The organism is Dactylosporangium fulvum (genome assembly GCF_025137375.1).
Lineage (GTDB): Bacteria > Actinomycetota > Actinomycetes > Mycobacteriales > Micromonosporaceae > Dactylosporangium > Dactylosporangium fulvum.
Genome location: NZ_CP073720.1, coordinates 670,653 through 692,608 on the forward strand (window position 1 = coordinate 670,653; position 21,956 = coordinate 692,608).

At 71.1% G+C, this 21,956-nt stretch carries 12 protein-coding genes; 8 read left to right on the forward strand and 4 right to left on the reverse strand.

The annotated features are described in order from the left end of the window. The first annotated feature begins 73 nt into the window (after window positions 1–73). The 5 genes from Dfulv_RS03135 (at window position 74) to Dfulv_RS03155 (ending at window position 6,101) form a co-directional block, all read left to right on the forward strand. Complete coding sequence (locus tag Dfulv_RS03135; RefSeq protein WP_259861096.1) at window positions 74–1,003, forward strand: hypothetical protein; 930 nt, start codon at window positions 74–76, stop codon at window positions 1,001–1,003. Then, window positions 1,000–2,700, forward strand: coding sequence for a peptidase M16 family protein (locus Dfulv_RS03140; protein WP_259861097.1), 1,701 nt, complete (start codon window positions 1,000–1,002; stop codon window positions 2,698–2,700). Before Dfulv_RS03135 ends, Dfulv_RS03140 begins: the two co-directional genes overlap by 4 nt. Before the next feature lie 79 nt (window positions 2,701–2,779). Then, window positions 2,780–4,609: a sigma-70 family RNA polymerase sigma factor gene (locus Dfulv_RS03145; protein ID WP_259861098.1), complete on the forward strand. Its 1,830-nt coding sequence runs from the start codon at window positions 2,780–2,782 to the stop codon at window positions 4,607–4,609. A 1-nt stretch (window position 4,610) separates the two neighbouring features. Then, window positions 4,611–5,039, forward strand: a complete 429-nt coding sequence (locus Dfulv_RS03150) for a hypothetical protein (protein ID WP_259861099.1) — start codon at window positions 4,611–4,613, stop codon at window positions 5,037–5,039. A 123-nt stretch (window positions 5,040–5,162) separates the two neighbouring features. Continuing rightward, the gene (locus Dfulv_RS03155) at window positions 5,163–6,101 is read left to right on the forward strand and encodes a TIGR03557 family F420-dependent LLM class oxidoreductase (RefSeq protein ID WP_259861100.1); all 939 of its coding nucleotides are present in this window, start codon (window positions 5,163–5,165) and stop codon (window positions 6,099–6,101) included. A gap of 5 nt (window positions 6,102–6,106) precedes the next feature. On the opposite strand, the gene Dfulv_RS03160 is transcribed toward Dfulv_RS03155, so the two are convergent. Continuing rightward, window positions 6,107–9,985: a wHTH domain-containing protein gene (locus Dfulv_RS03160; RefSeq protein ID WP_259861101.1), complete on the reverse strand. Its 3,879-nt coding sequence runs from the start codon at window positions 9,983–9,985 to the stop codon at window positions 6,107–6,109. A 188-nt stretch (window positions 9,986–10,173) separates the two neighbouring features. On the opposite strand from Dfulv_RS03160, the gene Dfulv_RS03165 reads away from it, so the two are divergent. Both Dfulv_RS03165 and Dfulv_RS03170 read left to right on the forward strand, forming a co-directional pair. Then, window positions 10,174–11,586 (forward strand): ricin-type beta-trefoil lectin domain protein, encoded by a 1,413-nt coding sequence (locus Dfulv_RS03165; protein WP_259861102.1) that lies wholly within the window; start codon window positions 10,174–10,176, stop codon window positions 11,584–11,586. 354 nt (window positions 11,587–11,940) lie between these two features. Then, window positions 11,941–17,745 (forward strand): ThuA domain-containing protein, encoded by a 5,805-nt coding sequence (locus Dfulv_RS03170; protein WP_259861103.1) that lies wholly within the window; start codon window positions 11,941–11,943, stop codon window positions 17,743–17,745. 247 nt (window positions 17,746–17,992) lie between these two features. Here the strand turns inward: Dfulv_RS03170 and Dfulv_RS03175 are convergent, their stop codons facing one another. After that, on the reverse strand, window positions 17,993–19,153 hold the full coding sequence (locus Dfulv_RS03175; protein WP_259861104.1) for a DMT family transporter: 1,161 nt from the start codon (window positions 19,151–19,153) through the stop codon (window positions 17,993–17,995). Window positions 19,154–19,557: 404 nt separating this feature from the next. Here Dfulv_RS03175 and Dfulv_RS03180 point away from each other — a divergent pair, with 404 nt between their 5' ends. Next, window positions 19,558–20,481, forward strand: coding sequence for a hypothetical protein (locus tag Dfulv_RS03180; protein ID WP_259861105.1), 924 nt, complete (start codon window positions 19,558–19,560; stop codon window positions 20,479–20,481). Window positions 20,482–20,483: 2 nt separating this feature from the next. Here the strand turns inward: Dfulv_RS03180 and Dfulv_RS03185 are convergent, their stop codons facing one another. After that, on the reverse strand, window positions 20,484–20,720 hold the full coding sequence (locus tag Dfulv_RS03185; RefSeq protein WP_259861106.1) for a hypothetical protein: 237 nt from the start codon (window positions 20,718–20,720) through the stop codon (window positions 20,484–20,486). A gap of 159 nt (window positions 20,721–20,879) precedes the next feature. Beyond that, entirely contained in the window at window positions 20,880–21,833 is a 954-nt protein-coding gene (locus Dfulv_RS03190) for a lactonase family protein (protein ID WP_259861107.1), read from the reverse strand. Window positions 21,834–21,956 lie beyond the last annotated feature (123 nt).

The following is a 21,956-nucleotide window of genomic DNA, read 5'->3' on the forward strand; positions in this document are numbered from 1 at the left end:
ACTCAGGCGCCACAGGCCAACTGCCGAAAACGGGGACACCGATCCGAGTCGTGCTCACCTATGCTCACGCGTCGTGATCGACTTCGACCTCGCGGGACCCTTCCCCGAGCTGCGGCAGTTGCGGCAGGCGGTCAACGAGCGGAACTGGCCGGCGGTGGTGGCGTTCTTCGACGGCCGGACCGATCCCGACGACCGGACCTACGCGACCACCCTGATCGCCGAGATCTCCGGAAGCGAGCGTTTCCTGCAGCCGGTCGTCGACTCCGACGGCGGCACGCTGGCGCGGACCCTGCTCGCCGAACGGCTCATCGTGGTCGGCTGGGAGGTCCGCACCTCCGCCCGGGCCGAGCACGTCAGCCGCAAGCAGTTCGCCACCTTCCACGAGTACCTGCGCCGGGCCGAGCGGCTCCTGATCGACGTCACCGCGCTCGAACCGGCGAACGCGCCGGCCTGGGTCGCCCGGCTGAAAACCAACCGGGGCCTGCAACTGGGCCTGGCAGAGGCGCGTCGCCGCTATGACCGGCTCAGCCGTCACGTGCCCCACGTCTACGCCGCGCAGGGCTCGCTCGTGCAGCAGTTGTGCCAGAAGTGGGGCGGGTCGGACGAGCAGGCGCACCGGTTCGGCCTGGAGTGCATGCGCGGCGGTCCGGACGGGTCGCTCGCGTCGCTGGCGCTCGTCGAGGCGCACATCGAGATCGGCATGGACTGGGACGACGATCGGAAGCTCGTCGCCTACCTGCAGCGGTCCGACGTGCGCGCGGAGCTGAACGAGGCGGCCGACCGGTCGGTACGACACTCGGCGTTCCGCCGCGACGGCTACCACGCGATCACCGCCCACAACCTGTTTGCGCTGGTGTTCAGCAAGATGGGCGATTTTCGGGCGGCCGCCGAACACTTCCGGTTCGTCGGCGACCACGGCACCGGTTTCTGGGACTACTTCGGCGACGAAAAGGTCGTGTTCTCGGCCATGCGGTCCAAGACGTTGCAGGCGGCACGGGCATGACCATGCGGCAACTGGAGGTCGACGGCGTCCCGGCGCTGCTCGTCCCGCACGACGGTCCGATGATCGCCGGGCTGACGTTCCGCGTCGGCCAGGTCGACGAGACCTTGTCGTACCGCGGCATCACCCACCTGCTGGAGCACCTGGTTCTGCACGACCGCGGGCTCACCGACTACCACTACAACGGCTCGACCGGCGCCATCGCCACCAGCTTCACGATGCAGGGCGGCGAGGACGACATCGTCGCCTTCCTCGGCGGGGTCTGCGCGGCGCTGCTCGACCCGCCGCTCGACCGGCTGGAGACAGAGCGGTCCATCCTGCGGGCGGAGGCGAACGGCCGCGGCGCCGGCGTCAACGAGCGGCTGCCCCTGTGGCGGTACGGCGCTCGCGGCTACGGCCTGGTCAGTTACGACGAGCTGGGCCTGCCCCGGATCGCACCTGACGACCTTCGCCGCTGGGCCGAGACCTGGTTCACCCGGCAGAACGCCGTGCTGTGGGTGGCTGGGGGCCGGCTCCCCGAGGGCTTGCGGCTGCCGCTGCGCGACGGGGCGCGCCGGCCGGTGCCCGCGCCCTCCTCGGCACTGCCGGCCACACCCGCGTATTTCCTGGGCGACGGGGACGCGGTCGTCTTCGACGGCATCATGGGCCGCAGTGTGACCGGCGGCGTGCTCGCCGGGGTCCTGGAGCGCGAGCTGTTCCGCAGCCTGCGCCAGGAGGACGGCAACTCCTACACGGCCAGCGCCTCCTACGATCCGCGCGGCGACGGCCTCGCCACGGTGACGGCGTTCGCCGACGCGGCGCCGGGCAAGGCGGGCGCGGTGCTCGGCGGGTTTGTCGACGTGCTGGCCAAGCTCAAGGTCGGCCGCATCGAGCAGGCGGACCTCGACGCCGTGCGGGCCAAGGCGGAGGACTCGCTCGACGGCTCGGCCGTCGCGGTCGGCATGCTGCCCGGCCACGCGCTCAACCTGCTCACCGGCCAGCCGATCCTCCCCGTCGAGGAGCTGCGGTCCGAGTTGCGCGCGGTGACCGTCGCGGACGTGCACTCGGCGTTCCTGGAGGTGTACGGCACCGGCCTGTTGCAGGTGCCGGACGGGCACGGCGCCGACTGGGCCGGATACGTCGCCGCGCCCACCACGTCGGAGCGGGCGGTCGACGGCCGCAGGTACGAAAACCTCGTCGTCGGCGCCGAAGGGGTCAGCCTGCGGCACGGGGACCACTCGGCGACCGTGCTGTTCCAGGAGTGCGCGATCTGCCTCGCGTACCCCGACGGTGGCCGCCAGCTCATCGGCAACGACAGCATCACCGTCCGTGTCGAGCCGACGGTGCAGCACGTACCGCCGGATGTCATCCGGCAGATCGACGAGGCCGTCGCGCCGGTCACGGTGTGGCTGCCGGCCCGCGACCCGTCGAAGATCCCGCAGCCGGGACAGTCGTCGCCGTCGACCGGCGCCCCGGCCGGCCAGGCTCAGCCCCGGATCGGCACCGGCCGGCTCGTCGGTGCGGTGATTGTCCTGATGCTGTCGGTGATTGCGTGCGGCTGCAGCGGCCTGTGGACCTGGGCCGTCGCCGACAACAGCGACCCAGAGCTCGACGTACCGCTCGACGCCGGTACCGGTCTGCTCATGGGGGTCCTCTGGGCCGCGACGGTCGGTCTGGTGGTGCTCGGCATCTGGCTGTTGCGAGGTCGTAGCCGAAAGTAGTTTTCCGGAACCTGTTATTGACCGTGCGTGGCCGCGTCTCCTGAATAGTCCCCTGAACGGGTCCGACGGGAGGATGCGGATGAGCACGGCCACGGTGATCGCGGCGCGAGCCGGTGACCAGCGGGCACTCGATGCTCTGGTCGGTGAGTACCTGCCGCTGATCTACAACATCGTCGGGCGCGCGTTGCAGGGGCACGCCGACGTCGACGACGTCGTCCAGGAGACGATGTTACGCATCGTCGATGGGTTGCCCCGGCTGCGTGAGCCGGAGAGCTTCCGCTCCTGGGCCGTCGCGATCGCGATGTCCCAGGTCCGCGACCGGCACCGACGGCAGGTCCAGGCACCGCTCGTCGGCGACTGGGCCGACCCGACCGACACCGCCGATCCCGGTGCGGACTTCGCCGACCTGGCGATCACCCGGCTGCGCCTGTCCGGCCAGCGGCAGGAGGTCGCCGAGGCCACCCGCTGGCTCGACCACGACGACCGTGAGCTGCTGTCACTGTGGTGGCTGGAGGCCGCCGGGCAGCTCGACCGCCAGGAGGTCGTCGAGGCCCTGCACATCACCCGCCAGCACGCGGCGGTGCGCATCCAGCGGATGAAGGCCCAGCTCGACGCGGCCCGCGCGGTGGTGCGCGCACTGGCCGCCCGCCCCCGCTGCCCCGAGCTGCAGGCGGTCGTGAACAGCTGGGACGGCCGCCCCAGCGCCCTGTGGCGTAAGCGGCTGGCCCGGCACACCCGCGATTGTCAGCGCTGCGACCGGGCCTGGATCGACATGGTCGCCGCCGAGCGGCTGCTGGCCGGGATCTCGCTGGTGCCGGTGCCGTTCGTGTTCAGCGCCGCCGCGGCGAAGACCGGCGCGTTCGCGACCGGCGCCACGGCCACGGTCAAGGCCGGCGGCGGTATCAAGACCCTCTTCGCCGGCTGGTTCGCCGCACTCAAGCCGGCGATGGTCGGCGTGGCGGCGACCGTGGCCATCGCCGGCGCGGCGGGTGCCGTCTACGTGACCACGCAGGGCCACGACCGGCCCGACCAGGTCGTGGCCGCGGCGCAGAGCCCGTCGGACGAGCCGGCGGCGGCGACCGCGAGCGCGGCACCGCCCAGTTCGCCGCCCCCGCCGTCCAGTGCCGCGCCGTCACCGAGCAAGACGACCGTCGCGGCCGCACCCCCGGCCGTGCGGACCGCCAAGAAGGGGGTGAGCACCTTCAACTTCTCCGGCAACGGCCAGGCGCTGCGCGACGTGAAGGCGTCCTGGTACTACAACTGGTCGTCCGACCCGAGCGTCGCCGCGATCTCCGGCGTCGAGTTCGTCCCGATGATCTGGGGCGGTGCCTCGGTCAACACCGCCACCCTCAACAAGGCGAAGGGCAACGGCAAGGTGCTGCTCGGCTTCAACGAGCCGGACCTCAAGGAACAGTCCAACATGTCGGTCCAGCAGGCCCTCGACCTGTGGCCGCAGCTCCAGGCGACCGGCATGCGGCTGGGCAGTCCCGCGCCCGCCTACGGCGCAGACACGCCTGGCGGCTGGTTCGACCAGTTCATGAGCGGTATCAAGGCGCGTGGCTACCGGGTCGACTTCATCGCCCTGCACTGGTACGGCGGCGACTTCTCCACCGCCGCGACCAACCAGCTCAAGAGCTATCTCCAGAACGTCTACAACCGCTACAAGCTGCCGATCTGGCTCACCGAGTACGCCCTGATGCGCTTCGACAACGGCACCGTCTATCCGACGGCGGACCAGCAGATCACGTTCGTCAAGAACTCCACGGCGATGCTGCAGGGCCTGTCCTTCGTCGAGCGCTACGCCTGGTTCTCGCTGCCCAGCAGCAAGTCCGGCGATACCGGCCTCTACAGCACCGGCACCACCCCGACGGGGGTCGGCGCCGCCTATCGCGCAGCAGGAGGAGGATGACATGCAAGGTCAAGCGCCGAAGGCGTCGACCGGCAAGGAAGAGATGAACGCACGATCGGCGGGCGCGGCGACACTACTGGGCGCGCTCAACGACGCCTGTGAGGATTTCCAGCGGTACGGCCAGCAGGTCGCCGCCACGCACGGGCCGATCCACTGGGAGCTCATCGGGCGGATCGGCCCGGGTGAGGCACCGTTTGCGCTCGTCGGGGTCGTGCTGCGGTACGACCGCACGACCGTCGACCTGGGCGTCGACCTCTGGGTCCGGCAGGGCGGGTTCGAGGTCAGCGGATATGGGACCGTCGACGGCCGGCGGCTGCTCGTCGACCTGCCGGACGTGGTCACCGAGGACATCGACGAGGCGATCCGCGTGCTCCGCGAGTACACCCGCCGCCTCTGCTCCTATCGCAACGTGCTCGACGACGTCGCCTGAAGCCGACGGCCTGCACGAGCGGCGCGCCGAGCAGCGTGCCCAGCGGGGTGGAGACCACCAGCACCGCACCGCGCGGCGAGCACCGTCCGGCGTAACCGGCGCCGCACGGGGTATCCGCCGGGCATGGTGAACTTCGGCTACACACTCATGTGCGAACAGAGCGGACCCACCGAACTCGTCGACAACGCCGTCCGTGCGGAGGAGGCCGGCTACGACTTCGCGGCGATCTCCGATCACTTCTCCCCATGGCTGACCGAGCAGGGGCACTCACCGTTCGCCTGGTCGGTGCTCGGCGCCGTCGCCTACGCGACGCAGGATCTCGAGCTGATGACGATGGTCACCTGCCCCACGCGGCGGTACCACCCGGCCGTCGTCGCGCAGCAGGCCGCGACGATCGGGACCATGTCGCAGGGCCGGTTCACGCTCGGCGTCGGCGCGGGGGAGAACCTCAACGAGCACGTCGCGGGCGCCTGGCCGCACCGCACCCAGCGGCACGAGATGCTCGCCGAGGCGCTGGAGATCATCAACCCGCTGCTCGACGGCGAGACGGTCCGCCACTCCGGCACGTACTACGAGGTGCCCGAGGCGAAGCTCTGGGACCGGCCCGAGGAGGGCGTCCCGGTGGTCATGGCGGTGTCGGGCCACGACTCGCTCGAGGTGGCCGCGTCCCTGTCCGACGGCGTCGTGGCCGTCCAGCCGGACCGGTCGCTGCGCATCCCGGACAAGCCGTTCTACGGCCAGGTCGCGATGTGCTACGGCCCGGACGAGTCGGAGTGCCGCAAGCGCGCGCTCGACCAGTTCCGCTGGTTCGGCCTCCAGTGGCCGGTCATGGCGGAGTTGCCGGACCCGCGGGCCTTCGACGCCGCGTCGTCCTTCGTCACCGAGGACGACGTGGCGTCGGCGATCCCCTGCGGCCCGGATCCGGACCGACACCTGCAAGCGATCCGCGCCTACATCGACGCGGGGTGCACCCACATCGCGCTGCTCCAGATCGGCGGCGACTTCCAGCGCGACTTCCTGGAGTGGTCCGAGTCGACCCTCCTCCCCGCGCTGCGCTCCTGAGCCCTCTACACGCCGCCGGGGCGGAGGCGGGGGAGGCGGGAGTCGACGTCCGGCACCGAGTAGCCCAACGCGCGCAGGCGGGCGCTGACGTCCTCGATCGGCTTGCGGGTCTTCTGAGCCGCGGCCAGCAGATGGTTGAGCGGCACCGGCTGCGCCGCGTCCAGCCAGGGGCGCGAACCGTCCAGGTCGGTGCTCGCCAGCAGGAGGTCGTTGGGCTTCACCGAGTCGACCGCGATGCTGCTCAGGTCGACGTCCACGTGGTATCCCAGCGTCTCCAGCCGGGCCGCGATCTCGTGCACCGGGCGGCGGACCCGCCGCGCGGCCTGGAGCAGGTGCGGCAGCGGCACCTGCTCGTCGAGGTCCAGCCAGGGCTGCGAGCCGTCGAGGTCGCGGCTGGTGATCAACAGGTCGTCCGGCTCCACCTGGTCCAGCGACGGGCCGGCGCCGTGCAGGCTTACCGCGTAGCCGAGGAACGTCAGCCGGGCCGCGATGTCGTGCACGCTGCGCCGGGTCCGCTGCGCCGAGCGCAGGATGCGGATCGTCGGCACCGGCTTCATCGGGTCGAGCCACGGGTCGGAGCCGTCGAGGTCCTCGCTGGTGATGGTGAGGTCGTCCGGCTCCAGGTGGTCGATGAGGATGGCGTCGGGATCGACGTCCACGCGGTAGCCGCAGGCCGCCAGCCGCGCCGCCACGTCGCCGACCTCCCGGCCGGTCGACTCGGCCGCGCGCAGCAGGTGGATCAGCGGCACCGGCCGGGACGAGTCGAGCCACGGCTGCGAGCCGTCGAGGTCGCGGCTGGCCATCTGGAGGTCCTCCGGCTCCAGCTTCACGACCTCGATCGCGTCGAGGTCACCGCCGAGCGTGAACCCGAACGAGCGCAACCGCGCCGCCACGTCCTGCACCGGGCGTGCGGCCCGCTCGGCCGCGCGCAGCACGTGCACCGGCGCGACCTCCTCGGACGGGTCGAGCCAGGGCGAGGCGCTGTCGAGGTCCCGCGAGATGAGCACAAGGTCGTCCGGCTCGGTGACCAGCGACTCCCAGCCGGCCTCCAGCGCGTATCCGAGCAGGGCCAGCCGCGCCGCGGTCTCCTGCGCCGGCAGGTTCACCTTGTGCGCCGCGCGGATGAGGTGCAGCCGCGTCACCGGCTCCCGCGGGTCGAGCCACGGGTGCGAGCCGTCGAGGTCGCGGCTGGCGATGGTGAGGTCCTTCGGCCCGAACTGCTCGATCGGCAGCACCTCGATGTCGACGTCCACGTCGAACCCGAGCTGCCGCAGCCGCGTCACGACCCGGTCGACCGGCCGGCCCGACCGGTGCGCCGCCCGCAGCAGATGCACGAGGTGTACGGGCTGATCCGGCTGCAGCCACGGGCGCGTCCCGTCGACGTCGCGGCTGGTGAAGATCAGGTCGTCGGGGTCGACGCCGACGGACTCCGCGCCCACCGACGGCTCGAACCCGAGCGCGTCGAGCCGGGCGGCGACCTCGGACGCGCTGCGGCCGGTCTTGCGCGCGGCGCGTACCAGATGCACCAGCGGCACGATGTCGACGGGATCCAGCCAGGGACCGGTCCCGTCGACGTCCACGCTGAGCAGCAGCGCGTCGGACGGGCGGGCCCGCAGCGCCCGCTTCCAGTCGGCGCCGGGCTTGAGCACCTTGCGGTACCGGCCGCCGGCCGCCAGCGCCGTCAGCCGCCACTCGACAAGCTCGTCGGGGCCGCCGACCGGGCCGTCGTTGGCCACGAAACAGCCGGTCACGGACGCGTCGACGGTCTCGCCGTCCATCTCCCACCGGCCGTGGCCGCGCTCGATCGCCTGCTCGAAGATCAGGTCGGCGACCAGCGGCCGCGCCGGGGCGAGCCGGCACAGCCAGTCGTACCCGAGCAGCGTCGTCCCCGGCGCCGTCAACGCCGGGACGGCCTCCCACAGCAGGCGGTCGACGTCGTCCTCGCGGAACGCGAGGATCTTCGTCCGGTCGACGGAGAGTCGTGGGGCGAGGTCACGGTTGAGGTTGACCACGGCGCCGAAGATCTCCTTGCCGGCGTAGAGCCCGTCGGCGAGCAGCGCGCCGTTGCCCTTGCACCACCAGACCCGCGCGCCCTCGGCCACCACGACCCCGGCGCCGACGCCCTCCTCGTCCTCGTCCTCGTCGTCGACCGCGCTCGCCGCCTCCGACAGCTCGCCGGGCGCCCAGTGCTGGCTCTGCACGCCGTCGGTGGCCTCGGTCGCGAACTCCGCCACCCACAGCAGCTTGCGCAGCTCCTCGACCGAGGAGACAGTCACGCCCTCCCGCAGGTGCAGGCGGACCGTCGTGCCCGACTCGGTGCCGGGGCCGAGATCCTGGATGCGGAACAGGCTGCCCGGGCCGGCGATCGACACCCGCAGCCGGTCGCCGGCCTGGCCGTCGCGGCCCATCCGGCACGTCTCCACGGTCAGCTCGTCGGCCAGCATGAAGTAGCTCAGCACGCCGATGCCGAAGCGGCTGTTCGGGAACAGCTGGACCGGCGGGTCGAGCCGGGCCCACTCGGCCTGCTCCTCCAGGAACTCCGGCAGGTCGGCGAGGCGCACGCCGGCCTGGGAGAAAACCTCGCTGAGCTCGCGCACGCCCATGCCGATGCCGTTGTCGACGCAGTCGAGATACGGCCGGCCGTCGGCGTCCACACCCTGCTCGAACCGGATCCTGCCGTCCCAGGGGAGCGTCCGGTCGTGGGCGCGGGTGAGGTACTCGGTCCGCGCCTCCCGGTAGCGACAGGCGTCCAGCGCGTTCTGGTACAGCTCGCGGATCGCGAGCGCCGGGTCGCCGTAGAGCTGCTCGCCCATGAGCAGCTCTCGGACCCGGTCCTCGGCGAGCCGGAAGCGCACCCCGGCGGACTGGTACGCCGGGACTCCGTCGACCTCGGCTGGGCCGACGTCGTCGGTCGCCGCGCGGTTGGGCAGGTGGCGCAGCGGCAGCAGCGACTCGTCGCGGGCCGCGGCGCGCTGTGCCTCGGCGAGGAGCTGGTTGAGCGTGTCGATGTGCGTGCGCAGAGCCACCTCGATGGACGGATGCGGGCAGGCGGCGCCGAGGACCAGCGTCGCGCCGCGCGGCTCCCAGCGGCTGCCGTGCACCGTGTCCAGCACCTGACGCGCGGTGACCGGATCGCCGATGCCGAGGTGCTCGCCGACGACCTCGGGAAGCACCGTCGCCTCGACGGCGAGCCCACGGGCGATGGTCAGCAGGAACGCCACCAGGCGCTCCCGGACGCCGTCGTGCTCGCTCACCAGGGCCTCGGGCCGGTCGTGGCGGTTGAGGAAGGCCGGATCGGCGCGGATCGCGCGGATGAACTCGGCCGTGCGTGCCTCGTTGTCGCGGCCGGTCAGCGCCTCGATGGTCGCCGCCTGGTAGGCCGCCGGGCGCCGGCCGATCCACCGGTGCAGCAGCCACCAGCCCAGTTCGGCGGCCGTCGCCCGCTTGCCGGCCCGTGTCGCGGAGAGCGCCCGGCGATACGGCTGGGCGTAGGTCTGCGCGAACCGCTCGAAGGCCGCGCGGTCGCTCGTTGCGTCCTGTGACGGCTCGAGATCACCCGGCTGGACACCGCGCTCGGCGGCCGCGATGCCGGCCCAGAGGGCGTCATGCAGCAGCGGCACGGTCACCAGCAGTTGTGCCTCCGCACCCGAAAACCGCACGTCGTCCGGCAATGCGTCGATCAGGTGCTCGACCTGGTGCGACATCCGCGCGGCGAAACCGGCGTCCTGCCATGGGTCGTCGCCCAGTTGCGCACTTGAAGCGTGTTTTGTCGTGGCGAGCCGTCCGGCGAGCGCCACCGCCCGGTCACGGTGCGCGTCCGCTTCCTCGACGCGCCTCCACACCGTGTGCTGCGCCGCGATCGTTGCCCAGTTCTCTGGCACCATGCGGGAAAACTTACCGGCCGATGGCAATCGGATGCCCACGATGGCCGGTGTGGGCGTGTTCGTGGCTCGCCCGGCCTTTTGCGTCGGCCGATTGTGACGGGCATCGGACGGATGGCCGGTAGAGCTTCGTTGCTCATGCAAGCTACGGTGCACCGGGCGGAACTGGGCATCGGAAGGAGCAAGGCGGCATGACCGTCGCTGGAGACGGCAACGACGCGGGCAATCCGGACAAGCGAGAGCCTTCCGCGCGCCGTGTCCGTCACCGTGTGCCGCCGGCCGCTTCCGGTCCGGTGAACATGCCGGCCCTGCCGGAGCCCTTCAGCCCGGCGAAGCCGACGTTCCCGGCCGTGCCGCACCAGCGCCGGCGCAACGGGCCGACCGCGATAGCGACCGCCACGGTGCCGGCCATGGAGGAGGACGCCGCGGTGCCGGCCGATCCCGAGGGCGACCCGGATCCTGCGACGGTGGGCACGCCGGCCGGGCAGGCCCGGGCGAGCGCGGCCGTCAACCTCGACATGGAGCCGACGGTGGGGGAGTTCGACGCCGCGCCGACGCAGGGGCTGGAGTTCATCGTCAGCCTTCCGGGCGCGCCGGCTGTCGAGGAGGAGCCGGCGGATCCGCCGACGCCTCCCGCGCCGTCCGACTCCGACGCTGCCGCCTCTTCCGATGCATCCTCTTCTGCAGAGCCGGCCACCTCCGCTGAGGACGCCCCGACTGAGGAGCCGGCCGCGCCGGCCGTCGGGGCGGCGCCGGTGCCCGCGATCACGGTGGCGCCGGACGACTCGCCGACGGTGGCCGACTACGTCCCGCCCGCCTTCGCGATCGTCACCGACGAGCCGCACGACGAGGACGGCCCCGACTACCACGGCAACCGGCGGAAGCTCGCCGCCTGGCGCCGCTACCCGGTCGGCGCCGTCGCGGTCGCGGTGGTCATCCTGCTGATCACCGGCGCCGTGGTGGCCCAGCTCGTCCGCGGCGACAGCCCGGAGACCCCGTCGGGTGACCGCATGCCGCAGAAGGTCCCCAGCGTCAACGGCCTGCCCGGGGTGCCGGTCACCGAGTCGCCGTCCCCGTCGACCTCGGCCGCGTCGAGCCATTCGGCCAGCCCGTCCGCGAGCCGCTCGCGCACGACGGCGTCCCAGACGGCCACGGCCTCGGCGTCCCATCCGGCCTCACCGTCACCCGCGCGGACGACGACCGCACCGCCACCGGCGCAGCTGTCGAGCGGCCGGGTCGTCGGCGTCGCGTCGAACAAATGCATGGAGTACCGCGCGAGCGATCGCAACCGGGTCGTGCTGGACACCTGCGATCGCCGCAGCAACCAGCGCTGGACCATCCAGGGCGACGGCACGGTGCGCGCCGACGGCAGCTGCCTGGACGTGATGAACGCGGGCACCGGCAACGGCACCCCGGTCCAGCTGTACAGCTGCAACGGCACCCCGGCCCAGAAGTGGACCGTCCGCGGCGACGGCACCTGGCAGAACCCGAGCTCGGGCCGCTGTCTGGACGCCGTCAACGGCGGCACGGGCGCCGGCACCCCGCTGGTCATCTGGGACTGCTCCAACGCCGCCAACCAACGCTGGACCGTCCAGACGTTCTGACGCCGGTGCGGTGTCCTCAGGAATAGTTATTCCTGAATAGTTATTCCTGAGCGGAATGCCACAATAGGTACCACTGTCTCGCCGGCTCCGCGTCGAGGGTCTCACTGTCAAAGCCACGGTTCGGGCGAAGGGTGGAAACGCGACTTAGTGCGCGTTCAGGCCTCGGGAGGGCTGGACCCTTCCCTTTGGCGCAGCTTAAGCGCTAGTTTGTTCGGCAACGTAATTAACCCTACTGACCCCGGGTCGGTGTTCTCCTCGGCGGGAGTCCACCGGGCCAGTTCCACCACCAGCTCAGCGGTATCGGCGACCGTTGCGCGAAGCCACCTCGTGTCTGCACCCCGCACAAGGAGCTCCGTGTTCAACGTTCGAAAGCGCGCGTCTCGCGCGCTGCTCAGTGGTGCAGCCCTACTGCTCTCCTCCGGAGTTGCCGTAGCGCTGCCGTCAACAGCCCATGCAGCCCCCGCCCAAGCACCGGCAGCACCTACCGTCCCTCAGGTCCAGGTTGCCGCCGACCCGTTCGACGTCCTCGTCTTCTCCAAGACCGCCGGCTTCCGCCACGACTCGATCCCGGCCGGTATCACCGCGATCCAGCAACTCGGCGCGGTGAACAACTTCACCGTCGACACCACCGAGGACTCCGCGTTCTTCACCGACGCGAACCTCGCCAAGTATGAGGTCGTCGTCTGGCTCTCCACGACCGGCGACGTGCTCAACGCCGAACAGCAGGCGGCTTTCGAGCGGTACATCAAGGCCGGCGGCGGTTACGCCGGCGTGCACGCCGCCTCCGACACCGAGTACGACTGGGCCTGGTACGGCGAACTCGTCGGGGCGTACTTCAACAGCCACCCGTCGAATCAGAACGCCACCATCAAGGTCGAGGACCCGGCGCACCCGTCCACCAAGGACCTTCCCCTGCAGTGGGGCCGGTACGACGAGTGGTACAACTTCCGCTCCAACCCGCGCGGCAAGGTCCACGTCCTGACGAGCGTCGACGAGACCAGCTACACGCCCGGTGCCGGGGCGATGGGTGCGGACCACCCGTTCTCCTGGTGCCAGGACTACGACGGCGGCCGCTCCTGGTACACCGGGGCCGGTCACACCCAGGAGTCGTACTCCGACCCGCTGTTCCTCAAGCACCTCCTCGGCGGCATCCAGTCCGCGGCCGGCGTCGTCAAGAGCGACTGCGCCGCCACGCTGACGAACAGCTTCGAGAAGGTGACGCTGGACAGCAACACCAACAACCCGATGGAGCTGGCCATCGCCCCCGACGGGCGGGTCTTCTACATCGAGCGCGACGGTCGCGTCCAGATCATCAAGCCGGACACCCACACGACCGTCACGGCCGCCACGATCCCGGTGTTCACCGGCAACGAGGACGGCCTGCTGGGTATCACGCTGGACCCCGGCTTCGCGCAGAACCACTGGGTGTACCTGTACTACGCACCCAACGGCGGCGCCCCCCGCAACGTGCTCAGCCGCTTCACCGCCGTCGGCGACACGCTGGATCTGGCCAGCGAGAAGCAGGTCCTGCAGGTCGACACGCAGCGCAACACCTGCTGCCACGCCGGCGGGACGATGACGTTCGACAGCAACGGCAACCTGTACCTGGCCACCGGTGACAACACCAACCCGTTCGAGTCGAGCGGCTACTCGCCGATCGACGAGCGGGCCGGCCGCCAGGACTTCGACGCCCAGCGCACGTCGGCCAACACCAACGACCTGCGCGGCAAGGTCATCCGGATCAAGCCGCAGGCCGACGGGACGTACACGATCCCGGGGGGCAACCTCTTCCCGCCGGGCACGGCGAAGACCCGCCCCGAGATCTTCGCGATGGGCTTCCGCAACCCGTTCCGCATCGGCGTCGACCCGCTGACCAACACGCTCTACGTCGGCGACTACGGCCCCGACGCGAGCCAGGCCGACCCGAACCGCGGCCCGGGCAACACGGTCGAGTGGAACATCGTCTCGCAGCCGGGCAACTACGGCTGGCCGTACTGCACCGGCAACAACGTGCCCTACCGGGACTTCACGTTCCCGTCCGGCCCGTCCGGCCCGGCCTTCGACTGCGCCGCGCCGGTCAACAACTCGCCCAACAACACCGGCCTGACCAATCTGCCGCCGGCCATCGCGGCGACGGTCGACTACAACTACGCCGGCAACTCGCGCTTCCCCGAGATCGGGGGCGGCGGCGCGCCGATGGGTGGCCCGGTCTACCGCTACGACGAGAACTCCACGTCGGACGTCAAGTGGCCGGCCTACTACGACGGCAAGGCCGTCTTCGGCGAGTGGAACCAGAACAAGCTCTACACGATGCAGGTCAGCGCCGACGGCAAGTCCCTTGTGGACATCAACCAGCTGCTGTCCGGCATGAGCTTCAAGCGCCCGATGGACATGGAGTTCGGCTCGGACGGCGCGTTCTACCTCATCGAGTGGGGCACCGGCTTCGGCGGCAACAACGACGACTCCGGGATCTACCGGATCGACTACGTCGCCGGCAACCGGGCACCGATCGCCCAGGCGGCGGCCAACCCGATCAGCGGCACGGCCCCGCTCACGGTGAACTTCTCCAGCCAGGGCTCGCGTGACCCCGACGGGCAGGCGATCACCTACGCGTGGACGTTCGGCGACGGCGGTACCTCCACCGAGGCGAACCCGACGCACACCTACACCAGCAACGGCAACTTCACCGCGCAGCTCACCGTCACGGACCCGGAAGGCCGCAGCGCCACCGCCAACGTGCTGGTGACCGTCGGCAACACGGCGCCGACCGTGACCATCACGGTGCCGCCGAACGGCGGGTTCTACGAGTGGGGCGACCAGATCAACTTCACGGTCACGGTCACCGACCCGGAGGACGGCCAGATCGACTGCTCGAAGGTCCAGGTGCAGTACCTCCTCGGCCATGACGAGCACGCCCACCCGCTCAACCAGCTGACCGGCTGCTCCGGCACGGTCCAGACGTCACTCGCCAGCGGCCACGGCGCGGAGGCCAACGTCTTCGCCGTGATCGAGGCGTCCTATGTGGACAAGGGTGGCGCCGGCGGTGCCGCGCCGCTCACCGGGCGGTCGCTGATCCAGCTGCAGCCCAAGCGCAAGCAGGCCGAGTACTTCACGGCGACCGGCCGGGTGCCCGGTGTGAACTCGGGCGGTACCCCGGGTGTGCAGCGGGAGACCACCGGCGACCCGCTGGGCGGCTTCCAGAACATCGGTTTTGTCGAGGAGGGTGACTGGTTCTCCTTCGACCCGACCAACCTGACGGGCATCACCGGCCTGCGGATCCGGGCCGCGAGCAACAACGCCAGCGGCGGCACCATCCAGATCCGCACGGGCGCACTCGACGGGCCGATCGTCGGCTCGGTCGCGGTGCCCGGCACGGGCGGCTGGCAGACCTACGTCAACCTGGACGTGCCGATCTCGGCCAGTACGACATCCGGTCCTCTGTTCTTCATCGCCACCGGATCGGGTGCGGGCTACAACATCAACTGGGTCGACTTCATCGGCCGCGGCGTGACCGACAACGCGCCGCCGGTGGTAACCGCCACCGCCACGTCGACGTCGGGCACGGCACCGTTCGCGGTCTCGTTCACCGGCTCGGCGACGGACGCCGAGGGCGACAACCCGCTGACCTACGCGTGGGACTTCGGTGACGGCGGCACGGCGACGACCGCCAACGCCACCCACACGTACACGGCGCCGGGCAGCTTCACCGCGACGCTGACCGTCACGGACGCCCGCGGCGCCAAGGGCTACGCGACCGTCAACATCAAGGTCGAGGCGCCCAACACCTCGTGCTTCGGCGCGCGGTCGGACGACTTCCTCGGTTCCGAACTGGACCGTACGAAGTGGACGGTCGTCCGGGAGAACCAGACGTTCTCCGTCAGCGGCGGTTCGCTGCTGCTGCCGACCGCGGCCGGTGACCTCTACGGCGGCACGAACGGCGCGACGAACCTCGTCGTGCAGCCCGCACCGGCCGGCGCGTGGCAGGCCACCGCGAAGGTGACCCTGCCGGTCACGGCGAACTACCAGCAGGCAGGCCTGATCCTCTACGGCGACGACGACAACTACGCCAAGGTCGACCTGCTGTACTCCGGCTCGCGCCGGGTGGAGTTCATCCGTGAGACGGCCGGCACCCCGCGCAACGAGGCCGCCGACTCGATCGCGGCCCAGGCGGGTGACACGTTCTACGTGCGGCTCATCTCCGACGGTACGAACCTGACGGCGGCCTACTCGGCCGACGGCACCACGTTCGTCCCGGTCGGGCGGGCGGCGGCGCTGGCCGGCATCGCCAACCCGCGGGTCGGCATGTTCGCGCTGAACGGCAACACCACCGCACCGGTCGTCAACGCGGCGTTCGACTGGTTCCAGTTCTCGCCGGACGAGGCGCCTTCGGGCATCGAGCCCAGCGACGAGTTCACCGGTCCCACGCTGGACCACTGCCGGTGGAACGCCATCGTCCGCGAGGACTCGAGCGGTTACCGGATCACCAACGGCGCGCTGCAGATCGACGTGCCCAGCGGTGACATCTACGGCACCGGCAACACCGGGCCGAAGAACTTCATCCTGCAGAAGGCCCCGCAGGGTGACTGGACGATCGAGACCAAGGTCGACGGCTCGCTGTTGAACGAGCAGTACCAGCAGGGCGGCCTGATCGTCTACGTCGACGACGACAACTACGTCAAGATCGACTACATCGCCGACAACCAGCCGGGCCAGGCCCTGGTCCGGCGGATCGAGTTCCGTAGCGAGATCGGCGGCGCCGTCCAGGACCCGCAGCCGAACGTGGGCAACCTGACCTCCGGGGTGTGGTACTTCCGCATCACCAAGGCCGGCAACGCCTACACCGGCAGCTACTCCGCCGACGGCACCAACTGGACGACCATCACCACGCTGACCAACGCGGCGGTCGGTACCAACACCAAGATCGGCCTCTACACCCTGGGGGCCGGGCAGACCGCGTCGAAGCCGGCGTCGTTCGACTACTTCCGGCTGTCCACCGCTGCGGTGGACAAGGAAGCGCCGACGGTGACGGCCTCGGTCAGCGGCACGCCGACCGGTGGCTACTACACCGGCCCGGTCGAGGTCACGCTCACGGCCACCGACAACGCCGGCGGTTCGGGCGTGGACAAGGTCGAGTACCAGCTCGACGCCGACAGCACCTGGACCGCCTACACGGCACCGATCGCGGTCAGCGGTGACGGCACCCACCAGGTGCGGTACCGCGCGAGCGACAAGGCCGGCAACGTGTCCACGCCGGGCACGCGGGAGGTGAAGATCGACGCCACCGCGCCGGTCACCACCGCCGCCTTCGCCCCGGCCTCGGACGCCGGCTGGCACAACGGCGCGACGCCGGTGACGCTCACCGCCACCGACGCCGGGTCCGGGGTGTCCAAGGTCGAGTGGTCGCTCGACGGCGGCCCGTGGACGCCGTACACCGCGCCGGTGAACGTGACCGGCAACGGCCAGCACGAGCTGCTCTACAAGTCGACCGACGCGGCCGGCAACGTGGAGACGCTCAAGTCGGCGATCCTGAAGATCGACGGCACCGCACCGACGGTCATCGTCGCGGGCCTGGCCGACGGCCAGCTCTACGGCGACAGCCAGGACGTGCGGGTCACCTGGCAGGCGATCGACCCGACCTCCGGGATCAAGTCGGTCGTCGGCTCGCTCGACGGCGCGCCGTACCAGACCGGCACGCTCCAGGCGATGTACGAGCTGAACCTCGGCATGCACCAGTTGACCGTGGTCGGCACCGACAACGCCGGCAACACCACGACGAGCACGGTGACGTTCTTCGTCACCACGTCGTTCCGGGACATGCAGAACCTGCTGGACCGGTTCAAGGCGACCAGCCGGCTGACGAGCAAGGCGTACAAGGATCTGTCCGACACGCTGTCCAAGGCCCGCAAGGCCGAGGCCGCCGGTGACGACAAGAAGGCGCTGAAGGAACTGGCGAAGTTCCGTGACCTGCTCACGGCGAAGCTGGTCCCCGAGGCCGAGGTGCGCGACACGCTGATCCGCGACGCGGACGCGATGACCGTCCGGCTGGGTGGCACGCCGCCCAACAACGCCGGCGTCAAGGCGAACTCGGGCAATTCCCTGAAGGGCACCGGCCGGCTCGACGAGGACCCGAACCGGTTGAAGAAGAACGGCAAGCTGTGAGAAAGGTGCTCCTCCTGGTCGTGTTGCTCGTGCTCGGGTTCGCCCCGGGCACGGCACACGCCGACGTTCCCGGCGACCTCAAGATCGAGGTCGCCGGGGACGGCGCCACCGGGGTGACCGTCCACGCCCAGCGCGCGGACGGCCGCCCGGTCGAGACCGACGTCCGGCTCGTCCTCACCGCCACGGCGGAGGGCGGCCGGTCCGTCGGCCCGATCCAGCTCAACCCGGCGGGGGAGGGGCGCGGCTTCTACTCCTCCGGGCCGGTGCTCACGCCCGGTAGGTGGACGGTGGTGGTCACGGCGCCGTCGCCCAGCGCGGCCCGGGCCGAGTCCGTGGTGGAGGCGCGCGCCGCACAGGCGCCGCCGTCACCAGCGGTCACCGCCGCCGCGCCGCCCTCCCGCCCCGAATCCTCGAACCTGTGGATCTGGGGGCTGGTCGCGGCCGCCGCGGCCGCCGCGTTCGCGGTGACCACGGTGGTCCGGCTGCGCCGGTCGTCCTGACCGTCCGGGCCGTCGTGGCCCCTCTCGGCGGTGGCCAGTGCGGCCACCGCCGAGAGCAGGAGCAGCGCCCCGGTCGCGGAGAGCGGGGTGAGCGGCTCGTGCAGCACCAGCACGCCGAGGGCGACCGCGGCGAGCGGCTCGACGAGGGCGACCACCGACGCGGTGGTCGCCCTCACGACGGTCAGGCCGGTGAAGAACATCGCATACGCCAGTGCGGTCGGCACGGCACCCAGGAACGCGAGCAGGCCGACCGTCCCGGCGAGCCCTTCCCGGGCCGGGAGGAGCCCCTCCAGCAGCGCGAGCGGCAGGAGCGCGACGATGCCGACCGCGAACCCGCCCAGCGCGGAGTCGAACGCGTCGTCCTTCGTCGCCCGGTTGAGCAGCGTGACGGCGGCGTACCCGGCCGCCGACAGCAGCGCTACCGCGATCCCGAGCAGCGGATGCCGGCCCGTGCTGCCGCCCTGGGTCACGAGCAGCACCAGGCCGACGAGTGAGACACCGACCGTGGCGAGACCGGCCCGGCCGAGCCGCTCGCCGAGGAGCAGCCGGGCGCCGATCGCGATCAGGATCGGCCCTGAGCCGAGGGTCACGACGGTGGCGACGGCGACCCCGGCGAGGTCGATCGCGACGTAATAGGTGGTCTGGTACAGGGCCATGCCGAGCCCGTTGACGACCATCCACCAGCGGCCGGCCTGCCAGCCGCGCTCGCCCTTGGGCTTGAGCAGGGGACGGAGGGCGGACAGCAGGGCGAGGCCGCCGAGGTACCGCCAGAAGGTCACCGCGATCGGGCCCAGGTCGCTGTGCCGGTAGAGGATCGCGGCGACGAACCCGCCGACGCCCCATGAGGCGGCCGCGAACGCGATGAAGAACAGGCCCCGCCCGACGGGCAGGGCACGAGACTGTGCCATGTGAACGGATCTCCCGAGTGTTCGGTCGTGTTGAAGGACGCGAGCAACGCGGGCAGCCGTCACCGCCCCGGCGGGTCAGCCGGGGTGCGGCAGTGGGTGTCGCCTGCCCGCTAGCGAACGGGTGGCGACAACACGACGCGAAGGCACATGGCGGGCACGTTAGCGATCCTCCCGCCGAGGGACATCCGAATTACCAGTCTTGATCACGATGTGGTGACAAGTCGCCGACATCGGCGTGTCGACAGTGGTGTACGGCCTGCGTGGAGACCTCGATGACCTGCGGTTTTCCGGAGGTCGTGACGACGCGTGGCTGATCCTTCATGGAATTGTCACCAGTCGATGGGATGTCCGGGGTGGCCAAAGGCCCTTACGCTGAAGCGACACGCACAGCCGGAGGTCGCGCCGTGGCACTTTCCGCACCCGCAACCCTGGGGTCCCCGCAGGCGGAGATGCCGTGGACGCTCGACGGAGGGCGGGGCATCCTCGGCCTCGACCCGGTCAAGGGCGCGGTGGTGCTGTGGCTCGCGCTGATGGTCTTCATCCTGCTGTTCATCCTGATCGCGGCCGTGCTCTCCCGCTGGAACCTGCACCGGCTCAACCGCGCCGACCGCCGCGCCGCCGTCGAGGAGGCCCAGGCGAGTCTCAGCCCGGCCGAGCGCGCCCGGCTGCGCACCGAGGCCGGTGAGCTGATCCGCCAGGCCGCCGCGACAGCCGCCGCCGCCAAGCGCGCGCAGATCGTCGCCGCCGAGGCCCAGGTCCGCTGCGGCGCCACGCAGGAGGCCCGGGAGGCGGCGTGGGCCGTCTTCGACGTGGCCCAGAAGGCGTATCAGGAGGCGCTGACCGTGGCGACCGAGCAGGCGACCGCGGCCGCGACCCCGGTCACCGACTCCGACGACGCGACCAAGCGTGAACTGTCCCGGGCCGCTCTCGACGCCTTCAAGCGCGGCGACATCACCGTCGACGCGCTGGAGCACGTCTTCAAGGGCGTGAGCGGCGCCGACCCGCTGCAGGAGCTCCAGGCGCGCGAGGTCGAGCTGCGCCGCTCGGCCGAGAGCCGGGCCCGGCGGCTGTACGAAGCGGCGGCCGCGGCCGAACGCGCGGCGCAGAAGGCGGCGGACGTGGCGGCTGTGGCCGCGCAGGCGCTGGCCGAGGAGGCCGCCGAGGTGGCCGAGGAGGCGGCGGAGCTGCGCGACACGCTCGACGCGGCCCGGCAGGCCGGCATCACGGCCGCGATGATCGACAAGCAGGACCGGATCCCGCGCCAGCGCACCAAGTCGACCAACACCAAGGCGTCGCGGGCGGAGCGGCCGGCGCTGACCGAGGCGTGACGTCAGCTGGCTTCGCGGACGTCGTCCGGCGGCGTGAAGTGCATCGCGTCCAGCGCCGCCCGCAGGCGGGGGAGGTCGGTCTCGGGCAACTGGAACGACGCCCGGCAGATCTTGTCGACCCACAGCGACACGACCACCGTGCCGCGGCTCGGGTGACAGGTCACCCGCATGGTGCGGTCGTTGCCCCGCACATCTTCGAACACGTCGCCCGATTTGGGCAGCGCTACCAGCTCACCCATACACTTATGCTGCGGCACTGAACGCTCGTTCGGCAAGGCGTTCGCTCCCGGCTCCCCCGCGCCCTCCTCCCGCGGTCCGGCTGTGCGCACCGTCCACCCGACGGGTATGTCCCCGTCCGGAGCCACGGCGGCACGCTCAGCCGGCGCCCGCGAGATCGCTCAGGAGACCGGGACCACGACGCTCGGTGACGGGTGTTCCACCACGACCCGGGCCGGGTGCGGCACCCCGGAGGTCTGATCCAGTTCGAGCAGCGTCACCGTGTCCGAGTGCTGGTTCGCCACGCACAGGGCGCCGCCCAGCAGGGTCACGTGCCGCGGCCAGGTGCCGCCCGTCGACACCTCGTCGATCGGGAGCAGCCCGTCGTCCTCGACCGAAAACGTCGTGATCGTGTCGTTGCCCCGGTTCGCCACGTACAGCCGCCGGCCGTCCGGGGACAGCACCAGCTCGCTGGGGAAGTTGTCGCCGACCGGCTGCACGAGGACCGACGGGCGGACGTCCAGCAGTTCGAAGCCGGAGGTGTACGTCGAAACGGTCGAGTTCAGCTCGTTGGCCACGAACACCCGGCCGGTGGGGTGGAACACCAGGTGCCGCGGGCCGCTGCCCAGCGGCTGCACCGTCGTGGTCCGCATGTGCTCCAGCGTCCCCGCCGGGTTGAGCCGGTAGTGGACCAGCGCATCCATGCCCAGGTCGACGACGTGGACCATGTGATCGCGGACCGTCACCTGGTGGGCGTGCGCGGACTCCTGGCGCTCGGGATGCACGCTGCCGCCGGCGTGCTGCGTCAGGTCGGTACGCCGGTCCAGGCCGCCGTCGGGCCGCAGCGAGAACACCGCTACGCTGCCGCCACCGTAGTTGGCCGCCAGGACGAAGCCGGACGTCACCGCGAGGTGACACGGGCTCGCACCACCGGTGGGCAACGTGTTGATCAGCTCGCCGTCGGGCGTGAACGCGGACACGCCGCCCTCGTCCCGCTCGTTCACCGCGTACAGCACCCCGGACGGACCCACGGACAGAAAGCTGGGCGCGGGCGTCCGGATCGGCGCGGCCAGGGGTTTGAAGTCGTCGTCGTACGTCGAGATCTGGTCTGCGTAAGAGCCGATGAGCACTGGCACCCGTCAAAGCCTAGGCTGCCGCCCAGGGGTGCGCAGCGCGGGCGCCCGCACCGTCGCGGCGGCGACCCCGGCCGCCTCATGGGTCCCCCGTAGGGGTGGGGCCTGCCCCACCGTGAAGAGCAG